19 protein-coding genes are annotated in these 22,514 nt (G+C 49.0%); 8 read left to right on the top strand and 11 right to left on the bottom strand.

The genetic code is table 11. The features are described 5' to 3' along the window. Position 1 precedes the first annotated feature (1 nt). Entirely contained in the window at positions 2 to 1,924 is a 1,923-nt protein-coding gene (locus tag HNR50_RS11105; RefSeq protein ID WP_184746837.1) for an ATP-binding protein, read from the top strand. A gap of 26 nt (positions 1,925 to 1,950) precedes the next feature. On the opposite strand, the gene HNR50_RS11100 is transcribed toward HNR50_RS11105, so the two are convergent. The 4 genes from HNR50_RS11100 to HNR50_RS11085 all read right to left on the bottom strand — a co-directional run bounded on the left by HNR50_RS11100 (position 1,951) and on the right by HNR50_RS11085 (position 6,921). Then, positions 1,951 to 3,495: a dipeptidyl-peptidase 3 family protein gene (locus HNR50_RS11100; protein WP_184746836.1), complete on the bottom strand. Its 1,545-nt coding sequence runs from the start codon at positions 3,493 to 3,495 to the stop codon at positions 1,951 to 1,953. A gap of 11 nt (positions 3,496 to 3,506) precedes the next feature. Then, entirely contained in the window at positions 3,507 to 4,949 is a 1,443-nt protein-coding gene (gene pepD / locus HNR50_RS11095) for a beta-Ala-His dipeptidase (RefSeq protein WP_184746835.1), read from the bottom strand. A 75-nt stretch (positions 4,950 to 5,024) separates the two neighbouring features. After that, positions 5,025 to 5,678, bottom strand: a complete 654-nt coding sequence (locus HNR50_RS11090; protein ID WP_184746834.1) for a response regulator transcription factor — start codon at positions 5,676 to 5,678, stop codon at positions 5,025 to 5,027. Then, the gene (locus tag HNR50_RS11085) at positions 5,659 to 6,921 is read right to left on the bottom strand and encodes a sensor histidine kinase (RefSeq protein ID WP_184746833.1); all 1,263 of its coding nucleotides are present in this window, start codon (positions 6,919 to 6,921) and stop codon (positions 5,659 to 5,661) included. Before HNR50_RS11085 ends, HNR50_RS11090 begins: the two co-directional genes overlap by 20 nt. A 133-nt stretch (positions 6,922 to 7,054) precedes the next feature. Here HNR50_RS11085 and HNR50_RS11080 point away from each other — a divergent pair, with 133 nt between their 5' ends. From HNR50_RS11080 to HNR50_RS11065, 4 genes are read left to right on the top strand one after another with little or no spacing between them, the layout of a single operon-like run. After that, positions 7,055 to 8,107: an efflux RND transporter periplasmic adaptor subunit gene (locus HNR50_RS11080; RefSeq protein ID WP_184746832.1), complete on the top strand. Its 1,053-nt coding sequence runs from the start codon at positions 7,055 to 7,057 to the stop codon at positions 8,105 to 8,107. Beyond that, positions 8,107 to 11,133, top strand: a complete 3,027-nt coding sequence (locus tag HNR50_RS11075; protein WP_184746831.1) for an efflux RND transporter permease subunit — start codon at positions 8,107 to 8,109, stop codon at positions 11,131 to 11,133. Before HNR50_RS11080 ends, HNR50_RS11075 begins: the two co-directional genes overlap by 1 nt. Positions 11,134 to 11,186: 53 nt before the next feature. After that, on the top strand, positions 11,187 to 12,872 hold the full coding sequence (locus HNR50_RS11070) for a histidinol-phosphatase HisJ family protein (RefSeq protein WP_184746830.1): 1,686 nt from the start codon (positions 11,187 to 11,189) through the stop codon (positions 12,870 to 12,872). A 53-nt stretch (positions 12,873 to 12,925) separates the two neighbouring features. Next, complete coding sequence (locus tag HNR50_RS11065) at positions 12,926 to 13,162, top strand: hypothetical protein (RefSeq protein WP_184746829.1); 237 nt, start codon at positions 12,926 to 12,928, stop codon at positions 13,160 to 13,162. Positions 13,163 to 13,214: 52 nt separating this feature from the next. Here HNR50_RS11065 and HNR50_RS11060 read toward each other — a convergent pair whose 3' ends face one another. Genes HNR50_RS11060 through HNR50_RS11045 form a run of 4 tightly spaced genes read right to left on the bottom strand, consistent with a single transcriptional unit; the run spans position 13,215 to position 16,340 of the window. Then, positions 13,215 to 13,829, bottom strand: a complete 615-nt coding sequence (locus tag HNR50_RS11060; RefSeq protein WP_184746828.1) for a fumarylacetoacetate hydrolase family protein — start codon at positions 13,827 to 13,829, stop codon at positions 13,215 to 13,217. Between the two features lie 23 nt (positions 13,830 to 13,852). Further along, on the bottom strand, positions 13,853 to 14,815 hold the full coding sequence (locus HNR50_RS11055) for an HD-GYP domain-containing protein (protein WP_184746827.1): 963 nt from the start codon (positions 14,813 to 14,815) through the stop codon (positions 13,853 to 13,855). A 55-nt stretch (positions 14,816 to 14,870) separates the two neighbouring features. After that, positions 14,871 to 15,452 carry a DNA-3-methyladenine glycosylase I gene (locus HNR50_RS11050; protein ID WP_184746826.1) on the bottom strand — a complete coding sequence of 194 codons (582 nt, stop codon included), beginning with the start codon at positions 15,450 to 15,452 and terminating at the stop codon, positions 14,871 to 14,873. A 33-nt stretch (positions 15,453 to 15,485) separates the two neighbouring features. Next, positions 15,486 to 16,340, bottom strand: coding sequence for a helix-turn-helix transcriptional regulator (locus HNR50_RS11045; protein ID WP_184746825.1), 855 nt, complete (start codon positions 16,338 to 16,340; stop codon positions 15,486 to 15,488). 152 nt (positions 16,341 to 16,492) lie between these two features. Here HNR50_RS11045 and HNR50_RS11040 point away from each other — a divergent pair, with 152 nt between their 5' ends. Beyond that, positions 16,493 to 17,857, top strand: a complete 1,365-nt coding sequence (locus tag HNR50_RS11040; protein WP_184746824.1) for a family 4 glycosyl hydrolase — start codon at positions 16,493 to 16,495, stop codon at positions 17,855 to 17,857. A gap of 132 nt (positions 17,858 to 17,989) precedes the next feature. Here HNR50_RS11040 and trxA read toward each other — a convergent pair whose 3' ends face one another. Then, positions 17,990 to 18,313, bottom strand: coding sequence for a thioredoxin (gene trxA / locus HNR50_RS11035; RefSeq protein ID WP_184746823.1), 324 nt, complete (start codon positions 18,311 to 18,313; stop codon positions 17,990 to 17,992). A gap of 44 nt (positions 18,314 to 18,357) precedes the next feature. Further along, the gene (locus HNR50_RS11030) at positions 18,358 to 19,116 is read right to left on the bottom strand and encodes a PilZN3 domain-containing protein (protein ID WP_184746822.1); all 759 of its coding nucleotides are present in this window, start codon (positions 19,114 to 19,116) and stop codon (positions 18,358 to 18,360) included. Positions 19,117 to 19,227: 111 nt separating this feature from the next. Here HNR50_RS11030 and ercA point away from each other — a divergent pair, with 111 nt between their 5' ends. Together ercA and HNR50_RS11020 are read left to right on the top strand one after the other, a co-directional pair. Continuing rightward, positions 19,228 to 20,388: an alcohol dehydrogenase-like regulatory protein ErcA gene (gene ercA / locus HNR50_RS11025; protein ID WP_184746821.1), complete on the top strand. Its 1,161-nt coding sequence runs from the start codon at positions 19,228 to 19,230 to the stop codon at positions 20,386 to 20,388. Next, on the top strand, positions 20,352 to 21,665 hold the full coding sequence (locus tag HNR50_RS11020; RefSeq protein WP_343060174.1) for a two-component system sensor histidine kinase NtrB: 1,314 nt from the start codon (positions 20,352 to 20,354) through the stop codon (positions 21,663 to 21,665). The genes ercA and HNR50_RS11020 overlap by 37 nt, the downstream gene beginning before the upstream one ends. Here HNR50_RS11020 and HNR50_RS11015 read toward each other — a convergent pair. Further along, complete coding sequence (locus HNR50_RS11015; protein WP_184746819.1) at positions 21,662 to 22,486, bottom strand: DUF5692 family protein; 825 nt, start codon at positions 22,484 to 22,486, stop codon at positions 21,662 to 21,664. The two genes, HNR50_RS11020 and HNR50_RS11015, sit on opposite strands and share 4 nt — an antisense overlap. Positions 22,487 to 22,514: the final 28 nt, after the last annotated feature.

Genomic DNA, 22,514 nt, shown 5'->3' with positions numbered 1-22,514 from the left:
TATGAAAATTCAAAACCGCCTTCTGGCCGCTTTCAGTTTGTATCTTTTATTTCTCATGTCAGTTGGTCTGGCGGGTACGATTTACTCCATAAACTCCAACAGGAACCTCAACGATCTTTCCGGAAAGATCTTCAGCAGCCAGCGTCATATCAATACGATCAGATTGGAAATCAATCTGATTTACAGCGAAATTCTCACGGATCTTCTCAACAGATCCGACCGGATCGATGAAAGTGCAATCGATGGTCATGCACTCGTCTTTTATGACGAACTGGAGTCTCTATCCAGACTGCACAGCGAATCTCCCGAAGACTCGCAAAACTTGAGAAATCGTTTTCAGGAATTCCTTCTCCATGCTAAATGGGTGGCTCAGATCGGCGGAAACAGGAACCTGGCCGATCACCCGGACGCTTTGAATACATTTCTGGAGCGGAAAAACCGTCTTTTCGATCTCTTTGATTCTATTGCCGCCCACTATCAGAAAGGTTTTATCACCAGTTTCGAAGAAATAAACCGGCACACGATGGAGTTTCTCCTGTTCGCCCTGGTCCTGGTTCTTACCGGTTTTTTTGTTGCCTTTGCTGTCGCCTATATCCTGTCACGGTCTATAGCCCGCCCTATCAATATACTGACGGAAAACCTCAGTCTCGTTGAGAAGGGCATTTTTCAGGTTCATTCCGATATCGAAGGAGATGATGAAATAGGCAGAATGGCCAAAGCGGTCAATAGCATGTCTTCGGAGCTAGATACGCGATTCAGGAAAATGAACTATCTTCAGTCGCTTCTGCAGAGTATACTCGATTCGGTCAGTTCCATGGTAATTGCTGTAGATGAAAACAGGCTCGTTACCCACTGGAACCGGAGTACAGCCCAGTTTACCGATGTTACGGCAGACAAAGCGACCGGAGCGGCTTTTTCCGATGTCTTTCCCCCGGAAATACTATCCAGCGATATGGTCATACCGGTGCTGGAAGAAAAGAAAACTCTGCAGATCGAGAAAAGAAGCGTTCTTTATGACGGCAGGGAACGCTACTACAACTATTCCATTTATCCCCAGAGACATATGCACCTTAAAGGCGCTGTCATTCTTATTCGTGACATTACCGATGAAGTGATGATGCACGATGTCATGATACAGAGTGAAAAAATGCTTTCGGTCGGCGGCCTGGCCGCCGGGATGGCCCATGAGATAAATAATCCTCTGGCCGGAATAATCCAGACCATCTCGGTATTGAAAAAAAGACTGATGGGCGGAACTTCTGTCGCGGCCAATGCAACTAAGGCGGAAGAAGCGGGAATCGATCTCGAAAAAATGTCAAACTACATGAAACTCCGCGACATTCCCAGAATGTTTGAATCCATTGCTGCATCGGGCAGACAGATAACGGAAATAGTCGATAATATGTTGAGTTTTTCCCGCAAGGGAAATGACAGGGCATCAAGCCAGGATATGGAAGAACTGATAGACAAAACCATCAAGCTCGCTGTAACGGATTACGATCTGAAGAAAGATTATGATTTCCGGCAGATCGAAATTCAAAGAGACTACTGCGGGAATCTTCCTCCTCTCGTTTGCGAAAGCAGCAAAATCCAGCAGGTCATTCTCAACCTGCTCAGGAATGGTGCCCAGGCCATGCAGGGAGAACCGGAAAAGACCCATAGATTCATCATTCGGACGGCCTTACTTAAAGACAGAAATATGATTTCCATCGAAATAGAGGATAACGGTCCGGGAATGAGTGAGGAAATCCGTAAAAAAGTTTTCGAACCCTTTTTTACGACTAAAGCTGAAGGTCTCGGAACGGGATTGGGACTGAGTGTCTCTTATTTTATCGTTACCGAAACGCATAATGGTGAATTGTTCGTCAAATCCCGTTTGGGAGAAGGAACCGTTTTTACCATAAATCTGCCGATTCAACGGTGAAGCGGTTCCCCCTCTGAACGGATAATTTAGAACTCGGGAAAGACAGGTTTGATATCAGTCGGAATATCGCTCAGCTTCCCGATGGCATTGAGAATATCTTCTCCCGGAGTGCCGTATTCCCTGAGGAAATCCTCGGCTTCTTCCGGTGTTGCGGCTGCTTCGATGGTACAGACCTTCACCAGCAGTTCCTCCGCCACATTCTGTATGTTTTCCGCATTGATGGCGAAGCGGTCGCCGTCTCTGGTAATAACACCTTTCTCCTTCAACCAGTTGAACTGAATGACATTGGCTTTCCCGTGGGCCTCGTGAACGCCGAAGCGCATGGACCGGAACAGGCCGGCCAGGTAGGTTTTAAGCAGGACTTCGCTGTCATACCGGTTTATGCCGTACTGCCCGCCCAGTTTCAGAATGAGATAAAGTGCTCCCGTATCGGCTTTCGTCTCTTCGATCGCCACGTAGGATGAACCGATGCATTTGGCGGTCTCTCTGCCGTCAGCCCTATAAGCCGGTCCCAGACCGTGACTGATTTCATGGAGCAGGACAAAGGTGAACATGGGGTCGAAATCGACATTTTCTCCTCCGTGCATAACCTTTTTTGCGATCTCTTTTGTGCCGACTGTAAATTTCGCTTTCATGACATTGTGGAGCATCACCTGCTTCCAGCCCACATTACCGCGGACCCAGGCATCGTTAGGGAGATTGAATGCGGCAGCCATAACGCCCTGAGCCGCTTCTCCCCCGGAGTATATCTGGTCTACGACGACGATGGGAGCCACACCGCCCACAGCGGCTTTCGCTCCCGACTGAACAGGAAAAACCGCGGCCAGATTCTCCAGATTACTTTCGATCTCTTTCAGGGCATTTCCCTTTTCCCGGTCTACAACCATAAGCATGCTCTCATAGGTGGCTTTCACACCTAAAAGGGCATCGGCATATACTTCATAGGGCCCGATAACCAGATCAACAGGGCTGTCGGTGAGCCGGACCCACTCGGCATCGCTTTCCCTGTAATTACCGCTTACCAGCGCTTCCGCCCTGTTGATAAGATAGGAGCTGAGACCTTCGTGTTCCACCATATCAGCGGCTTTTTCGAGCAGATCAAAGACTTCACCCAGCTCTTCGGCATAATAGACATGATAGGGGATAGCCTCAAGTTTGCCCTTATTATCACGCAGCACGGTGTATGTATCCATGGCCGCTTCTTTTTCAGGGCCGCTCATGGCCTCAACGGTTTTCTTAATCTTCGCGTTAGCCCAGTCTTCGGGGTAGAAGGCGCAGCCGGCGCTTCTGTTGTTCACATCGGGATATTCCGATTTAAAGTCGGTCAACTGATTCCACGGTCCTTTAAAGAGCTCGTAGAAACGCTTTCTCCACTCATCTTCGCCTTTCATGACTGAATCGTAGTGTTCGGGAAGGTGTTCGTGCTGCTGTCTCAGAAAGATTCGTGTAACCAGGTCCATAGCCTGACGGATGTAAGGCAATGCGGAGCGGACATCTTCCGGAAGCGATTCCAGGTCCGCTTCCAGTGGAACTTCTTTAAATTGATTCAATATTTCTTCAATAGGATTCATATAGCTTTGCCTCACTTAAGCTCTTCGAGCAGTTTTATCAGAAAGCCGAATACCGGCTCCACAGAAGATATTCGCAGTTTCTCGTCAGGAGAATGGGGATCCTCGATATCCGGTCCGAAAGAGATCATATCCATTCCGCCGATCAGATTACCGATGACACCGCATTCCAGACCGCCGTGGGTCACTTCCAGTAGCGGTTTTTTCTTGAACATATCTTCCCAGATCTGACAGCTCTTGGCGACCAGAGGGCTCTTCCAGTCGGGCTGCCAGGGATCGGAGAAGATTTCCAGAGTGTACTTTCCACCGGTGATGCGGGCAAAAGTCTCAACTCGGTCGGTAATCTCCTGGAGTCTCGACTTTACGGCGCTCCGCTGCATGGTTGTGATGCGGATTCCCTTTTCCGTTGTCAGGAGAACTCCGAAATTGAGCGAGGTTTCAAGCTGTTCCGGCAATTCGGCATTCATATGGAGGACGCCATGAGGAACGAGCCTCAGCTTCTCCACCAGCGAGCGGCTGTCATCTTCTGAAAAAGCTTTTTCGGGAACAGCGCTTTCCTTGGCGACCCCGAAGGCGCTTGTCTCCACCACATTGTTTTCTGCAGCTATCATCGAGCCGAACTGGGACCATGCTGTTTCAACGGCGTTCTTTTTTTCTCCGGGAACAACAATCAAGGCTTCGGCGGAACGGGAAATGGCATTCATAGCCGAGCCGCCTGAAAGGGAAGCAATACGGATAGGCGTTTCCCGGCTGAGCCATTCCAGCCCGCGAATCAGTTCCGCAGTGGCATTAGCTCTCTCTTTATGAATATCCTGGCCGGAATGTCCGCCGCGAAATCCCCCGACTTTGAGAGTCAGGCCTGTCAGAGTCCTCGCACAGCCTGTAGTCTCCATTTTGTAATCGATATGGCTGACGACTGAGCCGGCGCAACCCAATGTAAAAATCCCCAACTCTTCCGAATCGAGATTAATCATGATCCGCCCTTTGAAAAAATCCGGTTTTATTTCATCGGCTCCCCACAGTCCAACTTCTTCGTCAGTGGTGAACAACAGCTCCAGAGGAGGATGGGCAATAGCGTCATCGGTAGCTGCGACCATGGCCATGGCCAGACCGATTCCGTTATCGGCGCCGAGACTGGTGTCTTTAGCGGTCAGCCAGTCTCCCTCGATAACATGTTCGATGGGATCTTTCGAAAAATCATGAGCGGATTCGGGCGTTTTCTCACAGACCATATCGGTATGGCCCTGAAGGACGACGACGGGAGAGTTTTCATACCCTTTTGTTCCCGGAACTTCGATAACCAGATTCTGGACATGGTCTTCCCGGCAGGCGAAGCCCTGTTTCGCTGCCCATTTTTTAAAATATTCAGTAATAGGCCCCCGGTTTCCCGACTTCCGGGGGATCCGGTTTATATCTTCCAGCTGATCGAGCAGCTGCTGCGTATAGTTTTTGCTCATAAAGGCTCCTCTTTTTTTAATAACTCCATTATGGACTGAAAATGAGGATTTGAGCACCCGTCGGGTCGGGATTTCTCAAAAAGGCCTTTCGGAGGAGACCAGTCCTCTTTTAACGGCGAGAAGAGCTGCCTGTATCCGGTCTTCCGCTCCCAGTTTCTGCAGAATCCGGCTTATGTAATTGCGAACCGTTCCCGGCGCCAGATTGGCCCTTTCGGCAATCTGGGAATTGGATAGCCCCCTGACCAGTAGCTCCAGCACATCCATCTCTCTATCAGTAAAATCATCGGGGATGCTTTTTTCCATGGGGAAACCGGCGCAGGCGAAAGCCTTCATAACCCGCCCCGTCACCTGGGGATCGAGAAAGGAATCTCCTTTTACTGTCCGGCGGACCGCCTCGATGAGGAGCTCACTGCTGATATCCTTGAGAAGATAGCCGTCAGCGCCTGCCCGCAGAGCGTCGAAAAGCCACTGGTCCGTAGCATATGTGGTCAAAATGAGAACGGGAATGGACGGGTGCCGGGATTTAATTTCCTTAGTTGCCAGAACTCCGTTCATGACCGGCATATTGAGATCCATAAGGATGAGATCGGGACCGGTTTCATCAGCCAGTTCCAGGGCTTCCCTGCCGTTGGCGCCCAGTGCGGCGATTTCCATATCCTCTTCGCTGCCGAGAATGGCTGCCAGCCCCTGGCAGACGACCTGCTGATCATCAATAATGAGAATTTTCATAATCGCTCCCTGACTTTTCCAGAATAATTTCCGTCCCCTGCCCCGAGCGAGACTTAACAGTAAATACCGCTCCTATCAGTCCGGCGCGTTCTGCCATGCCGATCAGCCCCCATTTTCCCTCATGCGGCTCCCCCGCATCAAAACCTTGCCCCCTGTCGGAAATCTTCAGACAGAAGGAACCGGAGGAGAAACTGAATTTGAACGAAAGATGAGAAGCCCCGGAATGGCGGACAGCATTCTCCAGAGCTTCAAGGGCAATGCGGTAGATCATCTGCTCCTCTCTTTCCGGGATGGTACATAAGGCGGCTTCGGGGAGATCCAGCTCAAGTTCCGCTCCGCAACGATCCGCCGCTTTCACGGCAGCCTCTCGTAAAGCCAGAACAAGTCCCATTTCTTCCAGAGGAGCGGAACGCAGCTCCTTCAGAGCAGCACGGGTATCATTTAAACCGCCAACCGTAATCTTATGGGCTTCCTCCAGGAATTTTTTAGCTTTATCCCTATCCTGTTCCAAAAACCTGCGGCACGCTTCGAGCTGGACAGCCAGGGCGCTGAAGCTGTGGGCCAGCGTATCGTGAAGCTCCCGGGCCAGCCGGTTTCTCTCCCAGCTGACGGCCAATTCCTCCGCCGTGGCGGCGTGCCGCGTGATCTGCCTGTTCATGGACTTCAGATCCTCCCGCTGTTTTTTCAGCTGGCTGACCAGAAAAAAGACAATTCCGCCCATTATAAAAAGGCTTGCCGTTTCAAAGAGAGTCCAGATAATCCATTTCAATCCTTCAAGTTCGTTTAAAAGGGAGATGATGTATATCGACAGAACCATGCGGAGTACGACTATAAGAATAAACATCCGCCGGCGATACTGCCATGCGACGAGCATAAGAAGAACCAGCGCTGACAGATAGGGCGGCATAATGCCGATAGCCGAGAGGAAATACCTGTCGCTGTAGAGATAAGCCAGATGGTAATAATATTCAGCCAGAATAAGAAAGAAATCCCAGGCCAGCAGAAAAGCCAGATAAAACCGGAGCCTGTTCCCTCTGAAAAAGGGCCGGAGCATGGGCAGGGCAAGAAGGAAAATATTGATCAGAAGCAGAATCAGGGCTACATGAAAGGGGAAGGATTTGGTCCAGAGCGTGAAGCTCTCCGTAAAAAAAGAAAGAAGAGTTATCATGTAGTAGAGAACCTTCAACCCGTGGATGGCTCCGTATATTTTCAGCCATCCCGGCTCCAGTTTGATTGTCTTCATATACCGATTCTAGCATCACCTAACCTCTGATAAAACAGATTTTCCCCGAATATGACAAAGAGGTGACAAAAACAGTGACAAACGGCTCTGGGGAGCCTCCCGGCAATTTAATAGTATAGAAGCGGAGGCTCATATGCGTATTCGGATTCAGTTATCTATTGTAATGGTCCTGGTTCTGACCGGTATCATCTTTTTCACCTGGAAAAGCGGAAACCGCGAACAGGAGCAGATGATTGAGGAGATTAAAGTCCCGGTCGTCACCATGAATCCCCGCAGCGGAACTCTGGAAAAAAGAATCAGTTTCCGGAGTTTTGTGGAAAGCGACCATACTGTTGCCGTATATCCTCAGGCCGTAGGGGTCCTTCAATCGGTTCCCGTAGAAGAGGGGCAGAGAGTTGAAGCGGGACAGCTGATCGCCGTTCTGGAAAACGAAAGCCTCCTTCTGAATCTCCAGCAGGCCCAGTCGGCCCTTAATCTGGCCAGAGATGATATGAACCGCTACAAAACCATGTATGAAAAGAGCCTGATCAGCGAACAGCAGTTCCAGACAGTGGAAACCAATTACAAGGCGACGGAATCCCGGTATGAACTGGCCAGAGTCCAGTACGAATACAGCCGCGTTAAATCTCCCATTGAAGGAATCGTTCAGCGCGTCAATGTGGAGCCGGGCATCCTGGTATCCTCTCAGGTCAATCTTATGTCCATTGCCACCCGGGACTCAAAGATAATCAAGGCTGACATACCGGAAAAGTATTATGAGTATTTTCAGAAGAAGGGAAACCTCGCCGTGGAAGTGTACAGATCGGGCGACAAAGAGAAAATCTATCGGGGAAAAATAGAATATGTGTCTCCCTTCATATCTCCGGGCACCATGAAATTTCAGGTGACAGTCAAGCTTGAAGACAGCGGACAACTTGTTCCCGGAATGTATATGGAAGTGAGTTTCATCCTCGACAAAAGAGATGATCAGATATCCCTTCCCTATAGCGCCCTAACCAGAAAGGGACAATTGTGGTATGTGGATGATGAGAATCTGGTACACTCCCTCACTCCCGGAGAAATTTTCAACGGAGACGAGTGGTTCGCCATTTCCGGCGACCTGGCCGACAAGGCTTTTATTGTGGAGGGGCAGCATTTTTTAAGTGAGGGCCAGGAAGTCAGGGTAATCGGCGGGAGCGCGAACTGATGAAAATTTCCCGCTTCGCCGTTAAGCATCCGGCCATTGTCATCATATCGATGATATCCCTTCTCATATTCAGCGTCCTCTCTTTTATGAGTACCCCCATTGCCTTTATTCCCGACGTGAATATGCCCATGTATCATGTCATTACCGTCTATCCCGGAGCCGATGCGGACCGGGTCAACGACGAAGTGTCCATACTTCTTGAAAAACAGCTGGCGACGCTGTCGGGGCTCGATTCCATCAGCTGCAAGTCATCGGATTCCCTTTCGATTATCGAACTGGAGTTTTCCGATGACGTGAATGCCGATACCGTTCTCCCTTCCATAAGGGAAAAAATCAACAGAATCAAATCCGATCTTCCCGAAGGTCTTTCCGGCGAACCGTTTATTCTGTTAATGGAAGCTTCAAACGCCTCTCCCATACTCAGCTTTATTATGGACAGCCCCATGACCGAAGACCAGCAGACGCTTTTTGCTGAGGACATGGTGGTTCCCGCGCTGTCTTCCATAAAGGGCGTGGCTAACGCGGAAGTGATCGGCGGCCGCAAAAATGAAGTGCGCATTACTCTCGATTCCGGCAGAATGGAAGCCCTGGATCTCTCGGTTCTGGGAGTCAGCCGGATAATCGGCAGCAATAACCGCTCGCTCCCGGCGGGATCCGTCGAATACCGCGGAAAGAGCCTGGTCGTGGAAACAGCCGGTAACTTTCAATCTCTCGATGATCTGAAACGGCTGATTGTGGGATCCCGGGCGGGAAGTCCGATCTATCTGGGAGACGTTGCGGACATAGAGCTCCTTCCTCCCGTTGAAGATTCGCTTCTCATTGCCGACGGTGAAGAGACGATCCTTATCAAATTGTATCGCCGCGATGGCGAAGATGTCCTGAAAATCATCAGGGAAGCGAAAGAAATCCTGTCGGGCCTGGCCGATGAACGGACCGATGTGGATGCTTTCAACTATATCCAGGATGAAAGCCGTGTGACCTTCAACGCCGTCTGGTCCATAAGCAAATCTCTTTTGCTGGGGATCGTTCTCGCCTTTGTCGTCATTTTTCTGTTTCTGAAAAATATCCGCTTCGCCCTGTATATTTCCGTGTCTCTCCCCTTGAGCATTCTCTTTTCCATGATCGGATTAAAGCTGGCCGGTCTCTCGCTCAACCTTCTCAGCCTGGCGGGCCTGACAGTTGCCATAGGCATGGTGGTCGACGCCTCCATCGTCATTATGGAAAATATTCACAAGCACATGAGTGAAGGGCTGGATAAAAAAACGGCATCCATCAAGGGAGCGATGGAAATGGGCAACGCCGTTCTCGCGTCGGCTCTGACAACCATAAGCGTTTTCATTCCCATGCTCTTCCTCAAAGGAATAGTCGGAATTTTCTTCGGGAATATCGCCATAACCATTATCCTCAGCCTCACCGCGTCCCTCATCGTTTCGCTTATAGTCGTCCCTTTCCTTTCGGCTCACCTGCCCGGAACGTCCGGGGAGAAAGAACACAACTGGCTGGATAAGCTGTCGGATCTCTACAAAAGCGGACTGGAAAAAATGCTCGATAAAAAGAGTTTTATTTTCACCTTCGCCGCGGCGGTCCTGATCATCAGCGGCTTATCCCTTCAGACTCTGGGCATGAATGTCTTCCCCTCTCTGGATACGGGAGAGATAGAAATCCATCTGGAATATCCCGCGGGATACACTTTGGGAAAAAGCAGAGAAAAAACAGATGAGATCGAAAAAATCATACGGGACCGTGTCGAAGGGATAGAAACCATGTTTTTCGAGATTTCCCCGGGCAGAGCCACGGGCTCGGTTCTCCTCGTCCAGGCTGACCGGAGAGAGAAGAGCACCCATGAGATCAATAAAATCCTGACGGCGGAAATCAACAGCAGCGTGACTGATGTCAAAGCCCTTTTCTTCAACGGGGGCCTCGATACGCTGATAACCTATGCCACAGGAGGCCGCGGCTACATCGTCGATCTCTACAGTCCCGATTTCGAAGAGCTTGAACTGGCATCGGAAACAGTGGAAAACATAATCAGGCAGGACCCCTCGGTTTATTATGCGGATAACAGCGCCGGGGCCGATAATATGAAACTCAAATTTGTCATAGACCCCTATAGAATCGGCCAGCTGGGACTCAGCACCTATGAAGCGGCGGCGACGGGAACCGTTCTCTACCTGGGCGACACGGTAGGCACCTACCGCGACGGCGAGGTCATAAGGGACATTACCCTTATATCAGACCTGCATGAGCAACCGCTGACTTCCGACACAATGAACAGGATGCACCTGCTCAACAGTATGGGGAGCAATATAAGCTACAGCTCCTTCTCGGAAATGGAAATGGAAAGAACGCCCGAAGCGGTAAGCCGTGAGAACAGACTATACCATGCCTCCATTACAGGCTACTACTTCGGTGAAGACGTAACGGCCATAGACAAGCGGATGAACAGCAAACTGGAGGAAATAGCCTTTCCGTCGACTATTACGAGGGGTACCGGTGGAACGGCGGGAATGCTGGAAGACGAATTGCCCGGCATGATAACCGTACTGCTGATCGCCCTTTTCCTGGTCTACGCCGTCATGGTCATTCAGTTCGAAAAATTCCGCCAGCCCTTTATCATCATAGCGGCCTATCCCTTCAGCCTCATCGGGCTGGTATTCGGACTCAACCTGTTCGGTTCCGTGCTGTCTTTCATAGCCTTTCTGGGACTGATCGCCCTGTCCGGCGTCGTAGTCAACAATGCGATTATTCTGGTGGACTATACCAACCTTCTCCGCAGGGAAAAGGAAATGACCATAAGGGAAGCTCTGCTGGAAAGCGCCGGATCACGGCTCCAGCCCATCCTGATGACAACGCTCACAACCATGCTAGGGGTCCTTCCCATGGCGCTGGGCCGGGGTAATGGAGCGGAGATGTACGCGCCTCTGGGACAGGTGATTCTGGGGGGTATGTTCACATCGACATTTATCACCCTCTTTTTTATCCCGGCGCTCTATGAATTTCTGGAAAGGAAAAAAACGAGTTCTTAAAAAAATCATCTGTTTCTATATACAGTATTTTCAAAAGAATTCTATTATAGACCATGTTTGTCTATGAAACTCACGGAATACACGCCGGAACCGGCAAAGACCATCTGAAGCACGGCATCGACAATCTGGAAGAGATTGTCCGGAAAGCCATTGATATGGGGCACCCTTCAGTCACATTCATCGTCCACACGCCGCGGCTGACCGGTTACCGCTATGACGCGGAACGGCGCACCGATATTAAATTCATCCGCGGCGATGCCGCTTACTTCCGGTATGGAAACAATATAAAAGAACTCAAAAAAAAATACGGTGACCGGATAACGATAATTCACGGAATAGAGCTGGAGTGGCTCGGCACGGATCTGGGTCTTCAATGGAACAAATCCAAAATATTCCAGGCCGACGGAATCGACTTTGTCATCGGATCTATCCACTTTTCCAAAGAGAAAATCGCTTACGACGGTTCAATCGCCGAGACGGAAAGATTGCTGGAGAGAAGGGGTGACAAAAGCCGGCTCTGGGTCGAATACCTGGAGGAGATGATGGAAATGGTCGACACAACCTACAAAATCATCGATGTCGTCGGTCATATCGATCTCCCCAAACTCTATACGGGACTCCCCGAATGCTTTGCGGAACTCGATGATTCCGATGAACCGGAGGCGGTCAAAATGCGCCTCCTGCTGGAAAAGATAAGCGAGTACAATCTCTCTCTGGATGTCAATATGGCCGGTCATGTCAAAGGCTGCGGCATCTACCCCCAGCTGCCTGTTTTAAAGCGGGCCAGAGCTCTGAACATTCCCGTCACGATCGGAACGGACTGCCATCATGCCGAAGATTACGGCCGGAACTACAAGATGGCTCTGGATTACATCGCCGAAGCGGGATACACCTGGTATTTGAGCTACCGGAACGGAATTCCCATAAAGCATCCCGTAAAAGAACGGGAATACTCGGAAGAGCACTATAACTACCTGAACCTGGCCATCGAGCTTTTGAAAAGACGTTTTTCCCGGTCCGTACCTCTTCGTCTGCCCAATCTCTCCTTCGGAGGAAAATTCCGGGATCTCCTTTCCGATTTCCCCGGTTCGACCGCTTCGGGAGACACGTCGATTATCAGGGCGAGAACCGGCGAGAAATCCATCACTGTTTCCGATAAGAACAGCGCAGTCAAGAACCAGGTTATGATGAAAGGCCTCTATTCTCATCACCGGGATGACGTGGGTGTTCTGTCCCTGCTCTTCAACGCACTGGCTTCGGAAAGCATCAATGTGGAAACAGCCTGGCTCGATTACAGCAATGATAGAACAGCTACGGCCTTCCTCACTCTCAGCGGGCAGGAAGACAGACTGAATGATGCCCTGGAATTCGCTTCCAGCACCCGTCCCGGGAGCTTTCTGACCCTTGAAGAGCGGGATATGTTTCCACTTCGCAGTTCCAAGAAAGATAATCCGACAATTCTGGAGATCGACGGAATCGAGATGAATATTCCCATCAGCTCCTGTATGATCATCACAAGCCATAAAAACTCAAAAGGCGTGCTGTTGATTCTTCTGTCGGCTCTGGCCTCGGTCAATGTGAATGTCAAGAATCTCCAGCTGGGGAAACGGGGGAACAAAGCCTATGCCGTTCTGGGAGTGGAAGGAGAGGAGAAAGAGATAAAAGATGTCTTATCCCGTCTCGGTTCATCCTTCCATGAAGCCTCGTGCATATCCTTAAGTGATTTTACGGGAAAATGATTTGATTTTTAAATAAACCGGGTTATAATTCTCAGTGACGGAGGGGACTGAATATGGAACTGAAGGATTGTCCTTTATGCGGTTCCAAACCCCTTTTGCTGTCGGAGAACGATGTGGCGTGCGTCAGCGGGCTATGCCCCGCAAAAGGACTCGTCGTCGATCGGAGGATCTGGAATCTCAGAGCCGAAGTGGCAGGAAGAGACAGCCAGATCCTGAGGGAATTAAAACTGGAGCACAGCACGGAGAACAACTTGAATAAAATCCGGTCAAGGTATCCTCAACTCTCCTGACGAAAGGGTCGGGACCAGAGGTAAAAAAGTTTATTTAAAAAAGTCTTTTTTTTCAGTTTGAAACAGTCCAGGATTTTTCGGAGAGAATGGTTCCCCCTTCCAGAAGAATGCCTCTGAATACTTTTCCTTTCTCGACCGTACCGACGCCGGCCGGAGTTCCTGTCATAACGATATCGCCATCTTCCAGAGTTATAAATGAGGTTATTTCTTTCTGGATTTCATCAGGTTTATACATCATCAGGTCTGTAGAAGCGGATTGCACCGTATTTCCGTCTATTTCCAATACCAGGGAGAGCCTGGAATAATCACCGTCGAAAGGAACAAAAGGAGAAAAAAGAGCAGCCCCGTCGAAACCTTTGGCCCGTTCCCAGGGGAGACCTTTTTCTTTCAGACGGCTCTGCAGCCCCCGTTTGGTCAGATCCAGACCGATTGCAGCCCGGGAAAATCCGCCCTTTTCGAAAAGAAAGCAGATCTCGCACTCATAATGGAGCGGTTCGCCGCAATGGACGCTTACCAGTTCACCGGTAATTGAAGTGGAAGGTTTCATAAACAGAACCATTTCCCCGGGAATCTCGTTCCCCAGTTCCCGGATGTGTTCCACATAATTGCGGCCCACGCAGACGATTTTACCCGGTTTGATTTTCCGGTTTCCCTCTTCGATTGTCATATCAGCTCCCTATAGACCATTTGTCAATCGTGCAGTTTCGCAGCATCTTTGTCGACAAGGCTGTAGGCGAAGCTTTTAAAAATATCCTTGTCAAAATGTCCTTTGTCGACCTCATCTTTGAGAAGAGTGAGCGCTTTTATCGGAAGCATGGCACTTCGATAAGGGCGCTCATCATTGGTTATGGCTTCATAGCAGTCTATAATACCCAGGATTTTTCCGCACTCGGAGATGTCTGTTCTACCTTCGGGATAACCGCTTCCGTCCAGTTTCTCATGATGCTCCAAGGCTCCGGGAATAGCCACTTTCAGTTCCTTCCCGTATTCTTTAAGAATATCGGCGCCCAGTTTCGGGTGGGTTTTGACGATTTCGAATTCTTTATCCGTCAGTTTGCGGTTTTCCCTCAGAATCGAATCGGGAAAAGAATCATCAGCTTTCCCGACATCGTGAAGCAGAGCCGCGAGGCCGTAATCCCTCGTAACCTGCTCAGGCATTCTGGTATAGAAACAGTAGTTGATCATCAGCGCCATGACATTGATGGAGTGAATCGTAGTGGAATAATCGATATGGGACATGATTGCCAGATTTTTAACGATATGAGGCTGATCGGAATAACTCTCCACAATGGCATTGACCGTATTGGGAACAACCCTGAGGCTGCCGCTTCTGGGCTGGGAAAGAGTCTCGCCCACAATACTGACCAGTTCCCTTTTCACTTCGCTGGTTTTCTTTCTCTTCAGATTGGTCGTGAGATTGCGGCTGAACTCCTTCTGAATGATATCCAGGCTCTTCAGCTTGTCTTCCGGAGTTATATAGAGCTTCCCTTTATAGGGATATTTGTCCTGATAGGATTTGTCGTAGGTGAGTCCGGCCTGCTTGTAGAGCAGGATTTCCCCGGCGGGACTCCGGTAGTAGAGATCTATATCGTTGTAATATTTCAAATTCGTCTTTCTGACTTCTATCCACTCGTTATTGTCAAGCAGAACCATTATTATTCCTCTCCGAAAGATAAAATAGGTCGGATTTCTGTCCCTGTCTACTTTTTTATCTTTTCATTTTCTCAATTTCATCGAAACGGAAACAGGAAACCAGATGATCATTTACCATTCCGACAGACTGCATGTTGGCATAGGTGACAACAGGACCAAGAAAAGAGAATCCCCTCTTTTTCATATCTTTGGCTATAATTTCCGCCAGTTCGGTTTTCGCGGGAACCTCTTCCTGTCTTACCCAGTGATTGACAATGGGAATACCATCCTGAAAATGCCAATAATAATGGGAAAAACTGCCGAACTCATCTTTGACTTCAAGAAAGCGCCTGGCGTTGTTTATGGATGATTCTATTTTTCTCCTGTTCCGGATGACCCCCGCATCGGCCATAAGCCTCTGAACATCCACTTCGCCCCAACGGGCAATATTCTCCGGATCGAACCCTTCATAGGCTTTGCGGTAATTCTCCCGCCGCCTGAGGATGGTTATCCAACTGAGACCGGCCTGTGCCGATTCCAGAACAAGATTTTCAAAATGCTTTTTTTCGTTATCATAAACGGGGACGCCCCACTCCCTGTCGTGATACTCACGGTAGAGAGGATCGTTTCCGCACCAGATGCATCGGCATTTTTCCATACCTGCAAGTATACACTTCAGGGAGATGAAATTCTATCGGATACGCCGGAATTTTCCGGGAGCCATGCCAAACTCCCGGGAAAAGATCCGGGAAAAATAAGCCGGGCTTCTGAAACCGCATATCCAGGCAATTTCCGATACGGCATAATCGGTATTTTTCAGGAGATCCGAAGCCCTTTTCAACCTGAGATTATTAATATAGCGATTCAATGTCATTCCCGTTTCCCGGTGGAACAACCAGGACAGATAATCGGGCGTGCAGTTCATTTGCCCGGCCAGTGAGGAGACTTTGAGCGAGCTCTCATGGAAGGAGGATAACACAGCGTTTTTGATATGGCGTATTTTCATATTCCCCGCCTCCTCCTTCGCCGAACCTTCGAGAAGAATCCGGACGGAAGCTAAAAGGGACAGTAGAAGACCGCGGATGATATGGGGACTGTATGTTTCTGACAGGCCGTTTTTTTCCACAATCAGATCGGTAAGCTGGCGAATGCTGACCTGTTCCGCCTGCTCAAATGTCTCGTAATGGAGAATAACTGGTTTATTGCCCCGGCTTTCACGGGAGAGATGACATTGGAGATAACCGGTAGCCGGCGTGATAACAAGCGTCTCGAATTCGCCTTCGATCCTCCCGATCTCCTCTCCATGAGGAACTTCGGGAGGAACAATGAGAAAACTGCCCGCCCTTAGAGTGAGTCTGCTTCCGGGAAAGGAAAAATAGGTCTGCCCTTTGGTCTGCAGGAAGACCTCCGGGTAATCGTGAAAAATATGACCGTCTAACATTTTTCGCAGTCCTTTTCTCGGAGCGATGTGACAGGGAACAGTTTCATCGCTGAGTCTGCCTACAGCCTGATCGAGTATCTCTTTCATATCCCCTATATAATCCATGAATCTCATTATGAAAAAAAATCCAGGAAAAGTACAAGTATTAAAAGTTTTCGATAAGAGATTTCTCTGGATTTTCGCTTCCCGGGGAGCTAAGATCGAACTATAAGATGAGTAAATATATAAGATAAATACAAAGTTAGAAAGGAGTACTTATGAAGATTGTATTGATAGGAGCGGGAAGCGCCCAGTTCGGCTGCGGTTCCATGGGAGATATTTTCAATAGCAAAATACTCGCAGGCTCAGAAGTATGCCTGATGGATATCAATGGAGAAGCTCTCGATAAAGTTTACAGAGTCGGACAGGACTATCTGTCCGGGAAAAAAGCCGATTTCAAACTGACCGCCACAACGGACAGGAAAGAAGCTGTAAAGGATGCCGATTTCATCATTATATCCATTGAAGTGGGAGACCGATTCGCCCTGTGGGATCAGGACTGGAACACACCGCTCCAGTATGGAGTCAAACAGATTTATGGAGAAAACGGCGGACCCGGAGGTATATTCCATGCCCTCCGGATCGTTTCTCCCATACTGGAAATCTGCGATGATGTGGTCAAATACAGCCCCGATGCCTATGTTTTCTGTTACTCCAACCCGATGACGGCAATAACCACGACTGTTCTGCGCAAATATCCCGAGCTGAAATTTATAGGCCTGTGCCATGAAATTGCCTCTCTGGAGAGATACCTTCCCTCCATTCTGGATACACCTTTTGAAAATCTGGAACTTCGGGCGGCCGGGTTGAACCATTTCAGCGTTCTTCTGGAAGCGAAATTTAAAGATACGGGAAAAGACGCCTACCCGGACATTCTGTCCAAAGCTCCGGCCTTCTTCGAAAAGGAACCGGGTTACACCGACATATGGAACTTCACCAGAAAAACCGGCAAAATCCCCGAGACGGAAGGAGCGGTGCACCGCCACGTACTCGACAGAGAGGAATCGTCCTACCCCTGGGCGGACAGGACACTTTTCAAAGAAATCTTTGAGAAATATCACCTTCTGCCCATAACCGTGGACAGTCACCTGGGCGAATATATTCCCTGGGCCCAGGATGCGGCGGATCATCGGGGGATACTGGATTTCTACAATTTCTACCGCTACGCCCTCTCTGAAGAAAGCCGGATGGAAATTGATGATTCAGAGCTGCATGAAAGAGTCGTTCCCATTATGGAAGGGATTGTCGGAAATCTGGGATATGAGGAAAGCGCTGTCAACGTCATGAACGACGGACTGATAGATTCCCTCCCCGGTTTCGTCGCCGTTGAAGTCCCGGCTATTGTATCAGCAAAGGGAATTGAAGGGATTAAAATTGAAAACTACCCGAAAGGCTTCGCCGCCCTGCTGCGCAATTACATGGGTGTTTACGATCTCACAGCCGAGGCGATCCTGAGGGGAAGCCGCGATCTGGTTGTCCAGGCTGTTCTCGCCAATCCCGGCATGACAACCATTACCAGAGTTAACGAAATGGTCGATCTGATGATCAGCCAGCAGGCGAAATGGCTGGAGTATATCAAGTAGCGGTCAGGCCGCACAGGCAGGTGAAGGGAGATGGAAAATCCTGTTTTTTCATCTCCTGACGCAGAGACCGGAGAAGGTCGACCGTTCGCCGGCTCCCGGTCTTTGTTCGCTCCCGTTTTTCGGGAGCTTATCTCATAGGGGCCAGTTTGAATCAATGGATTGCTTGATCGACTCGTAAGGATGAGCCCCCTGCAACCGCATAACCGGCTGTCCCTTGAAGAACATAATTATCGTGGGAATGCTGCTGATCTGGTACTGACCGGCGATGGCCGGCTTTCTGTCCGTATCCACTTTTACAGTTATCAGCTTCCCTTTGTATTCACCGGCAATTCGTTTTATAACAGGGGAAACCATTTTACAGGGACCGCACCAGTCGGCGTAGAAGTCGACAAGAACGGGCTTTTCATTATTATTTATCAATTCGTTAAAGGATCTGAGTTTGCTTAAATCTTCCATGGCACAAATATAATGAGAGACCTTTCGCAGAGGCAAGTCCGGGGTCAGGAATTAATGAGATTTCTCAGAACATGAATGCTGTAGCCGAAGCGGGGACTCTGATCGTCCATAGCGTAGGAAATGGTGAGGGACTGGGAACCGTCAGGTTCTATGGTCCGGGAGGCGACAGTCCCGATAATCTCTATAACCTCTCCGGTTTTCACAACTTTTAAAATGGCCAGAGCCTTCTGGCGAGGGGCTATCTTTTCTTCTTCCTCAACTCTCAGGACCAGCTCTGTCTTGGTTATTTTTTCTGTCAGGCAATCGTTTTTTCTGTCATTTGTGAGAAGGAGACATTCCACTTTCTTCTTCTTGTCTCTGAGTTTCTGTTCCTGGACTGTGTGGTATAGACCGAATAGGCGGATAAGGTCATTGGGTATTTTTCTTCTTATTTTCATGGCAATGAAAACCAGATCATCTCTGGTCAGGCCCTGATTATTGAAGTTCAGGAATTTGGTATCCAATGTGAAGAGAATGCTTTTTGATGATTCGGGATCCAGAAACTTCAGCTGGACTTTCAAAGAGCCTCCCAAATCGTAAAAAGTTTCCCTGACCGAATCGTTCAGACTGGCCATAAAGACAAAGTCCTCCATGGTTGAAGAGATGAGAACGCTTTTGAGTACCTGTTCACCCACCTTTATGGACGTATCCCTCTGGACGAGCCCTATGTCCCGGACGACTCCTTGAGAATAGACTATTTTGCTGTCTTTGTAACGATCGTAAAAATCGTTTATTTCCCTGATTTCCTGCTGATAGATCATCATTTAACCCGATTATGAGACTAAACCATTTTTTTCCAAATAGAAACCATTAATATTCGGAAAATTCGAACAAAAAGGTTACATGACCTATAATAAATAGCAGGAGAGTTTAAGATGTCGGAGATTTTAAACTTACGTAAATTCGTTGCCCCGGAGATCATTTTCGGTTCCGGAGCCAGAAAACTTGCGGGAAACTATGCTTCCCGTTTTTCCGCCAGGAAAGTACTCATCGTAACCGATTCCGGCGTTATAGCCGCCGGTTGGCTGAAAGAAGTGGCGGAGACACTTGCTGAAGAGAATATCCCCTTTCATGTGTTCAGCGCCGTCAGCGCGAACCCCCGGTCCGGAGAGGTCATGCGCGGCGCCCGGGAATACAGGGAACAGAATTGCAATCTCATCATATCGGTCGGCGGAGGCAGCCCCATGGATTGCGCCAAGGGCATCGGCATCGTCGTGTCCAATGACAGTCATATCCTGGATTTTGAAGGAGTTGATAAAATCGACTTTCCCGTACCGCCGCTGATTTTCATCCCTACAACGGCGGGAACTTCCGCGGATGTCTCGCAATTTGCCATAATAAATAACGAAGAGGAAAGAGTCAAAATTGCCATAATAAGCAAATCTGTTGTACCCGATGTGGCTCTGATTGATCCCGATACGACTTACACAATGGATTCCTATCTGACCGCCTGCACGGGGATTGATGCACTGGTTCATGCCTTTGAAGCCTATGTCTCGACGGGCAGCGGAGTGCTGACAGATATGTACGCCCTGGAAGCGATCCGGCTGATCAACAAAGATCTTCCTCCTCTCATGAACGATTCGCAAAACAGCCGGTTAAGGGAAAGCATAATGCTTGCCAGCATGAAAGCCGGCCTGGCGTTCTCCAATGCCATTCTGGGAGCCGTTCATGCCATGGCGCACAGCCTGGGAGGCTACCTCGACATGCCTCATGGCGAGTGCAACGCTATGTTACTGGAGCACGTGGTCAACTTTAATTATTCCGCGGCCGCTTCGCGATACCGTCATATCGCCGAAGCTATGGACATCAGAACAGAAGGCTTATCAGATAAAATCGTGCAGAAAGAATTGACTGAAAGAATTGTAAACCTGAAAAAAGAAGTGGGTATTGTGGATACTCTTAAAACAAGAGGCGTTTCCGATTCGGATATTCCCGTTCTTGCAGAGAAAGCGGCAAAAGACCCCTGTCTCATTACCAATCCCCGTAATGCAGATTCATCGGAACTGGCCGCTATCTACCGGGAAGCCATGTAAAGGACGAAAACATCAACGAAGACAGCAAGCGGCAGAGAGACCTTGAGCACCTCATCGGACTGGGAAGCTCTTCATCAAGGAAAAGCTATTATCCGGAGCTGCAGAAAAAGATCGAAGAACTCAATAAGGAAAAGAATTATATAAGCGATATTATAAATTCCATGCCTTCCATCATCATAGGACTCAATAAAGAAGGAGAAATAACCAGATGGAACCAAAGGGCGGAAAAGAGTTTTAATCTGAAAGCAGAGGAAGCCCTCGGACAATCGGTGAGGGATATTCTCGATTACATAAGTTCAGACCTGGATGGCTATTTCAGAAAAGGAGCCCCGTCGGACTCTGTCATGACTGTCAGGAAAACGAGACAATCCGGTAAGAGAATTATCCATGAAGAGATTTCCCTATACCCTCTTTCGGACTCCCTGGAAGGTGATTCCGTGTTAAGGATTGACGATATTACAGAAAAAGTGCGCTTTCAGGAAGCCCTGGTTCAATCGGAAAAAATGCTCTCGATCGGAGGACTGGCTGCGGGTATGGCTCATGAAATAAATAATCCTCTGGCGGGAATTATTCAGACGGCTGAAGTGATGACGAAGCGCCTGACAGATATGAGCCTGGACGCTAACCGGAAAGCGGCGGATGACGCAGGTATCGATCTGGAGACTTTCAGGATCTACCTTGAAAAACGGGGAATCCCCCGTATGCTGAAAGCCATATGGGAAGGGGGACAGAGAGCCTCTTCAATCATCCACAATATGCTCAGCTTTTCCAGACTGGACCATGGTCCCTTCTCCACTCACGATCCTGTGGAAATGCTCGACAACATCATTGAACTGGCTTCATCGGATTTTGATCTGAAATCCCATTATGATTTCAGGGAAATTGAAATAATACGGGAATATGAAGCGAATATTCCGGTTATTCCCTGTTCCAGATCCCAGATACAGCAGGTCATGCTCAATCTGTTGAAGAATGGAGCGGAAGCCATGTGCGAAATCCGGGATAAAGGCTATTCTCCCCGATTTATCCTTCGCCTGCGAAGGGATGAAGACAAATTGTATATCGATGTGGAAGATAACGGCCCCGGATTAAGCTCCGAAGAGAAGAAACACATTTTCGAGCCATTTTTCACTACGAAACCCGTTGGATCCGGCACAGGTCTGGGGTTATCGGTCTCCTACTTCATAATAACAAATAACCACAAAGGCACGATGGAGGTTCACTCGAGGCCGGGAGAGGGAGTCTGTTTTACCATAGGACTCCCCCTGCATATTTAAACTGAGTAGAGTTCCTCTCCTATGCGAAAATCTTTCCGCCGGCGGATTTTCAGCAAATGAACGATCACCAGCCATCCGTTCAGTCCCAGACTGAGAACAGCGAAAATGTATTTAAGGAGCGAACTCTCAGGCAGCATGAGAGTGACGCCGGGCGTATCGACGAAACTGTTGAATGTCATGATGTACATCATCCACAGCCCGAGAGTGTAAGCCCTTGCCTGAATCCATGTTCCCTTTTTTATAAAGAGCGAAGGTACGGTGCAGGCGAGCAGAACCGAAATTCCATAAGTAGCGTGCTCGGGAACGCAGAAATAGATATAAGAGAGATTCCAAACATCGTAAGCGATAATCCACAGAACAGTCATATCGGGCCATAGGAGATCGCGTTTCCCCTTTTTTTCACTGAATATACCGGTCCAACCGGAAATGGCGATAATGGAGAAAAGTCCGGCCAGGCCGTTCATAAAGTGCCAGGCTCCTCCGGCTGCCATTCCCAGCTCGAAATCACGGACGACCGCTTCGAGAATGTTCAAAGCCAGAATCAGCGGAGGGAAGGCTTTGGCGTATCCCTTTTCCCCGAGAGCTGTAAAGCGCATAAAAGTGAAACCCGCAGCGGCGACCACAACAGAGTACACTTTCGCCCAGTGAAACCACGTATCAACACTTGTCCCTGTGCCGGTTGTAGAAGGCCAGACGGCGATAGACAGCGCAACGGGAAGAATGATAAAGACCGATAAGGTAAACCATTTGCTCAAACGGAAAAGCTCATTGAGCAGAACAAGAACCACAAAGACAAGAACGAGATGGATAATAGACAGCATGAGAACTCCCAAAACAGATTTTGTCCTC

This window comes from Spirochaeta isovalerica (assembly GCF_014207565.1).
GTDB lineage: Bacteria > Spirochaetota > Spirochaetia > DSM-2461 > DSM-2461 > Spirochaeta_F > Spirochaeta_F isovalerica.
Note: the sequence above shows the minus strand (reverse complement) of the source record. Positions and strands in the feature narration are given on the sequence as shown.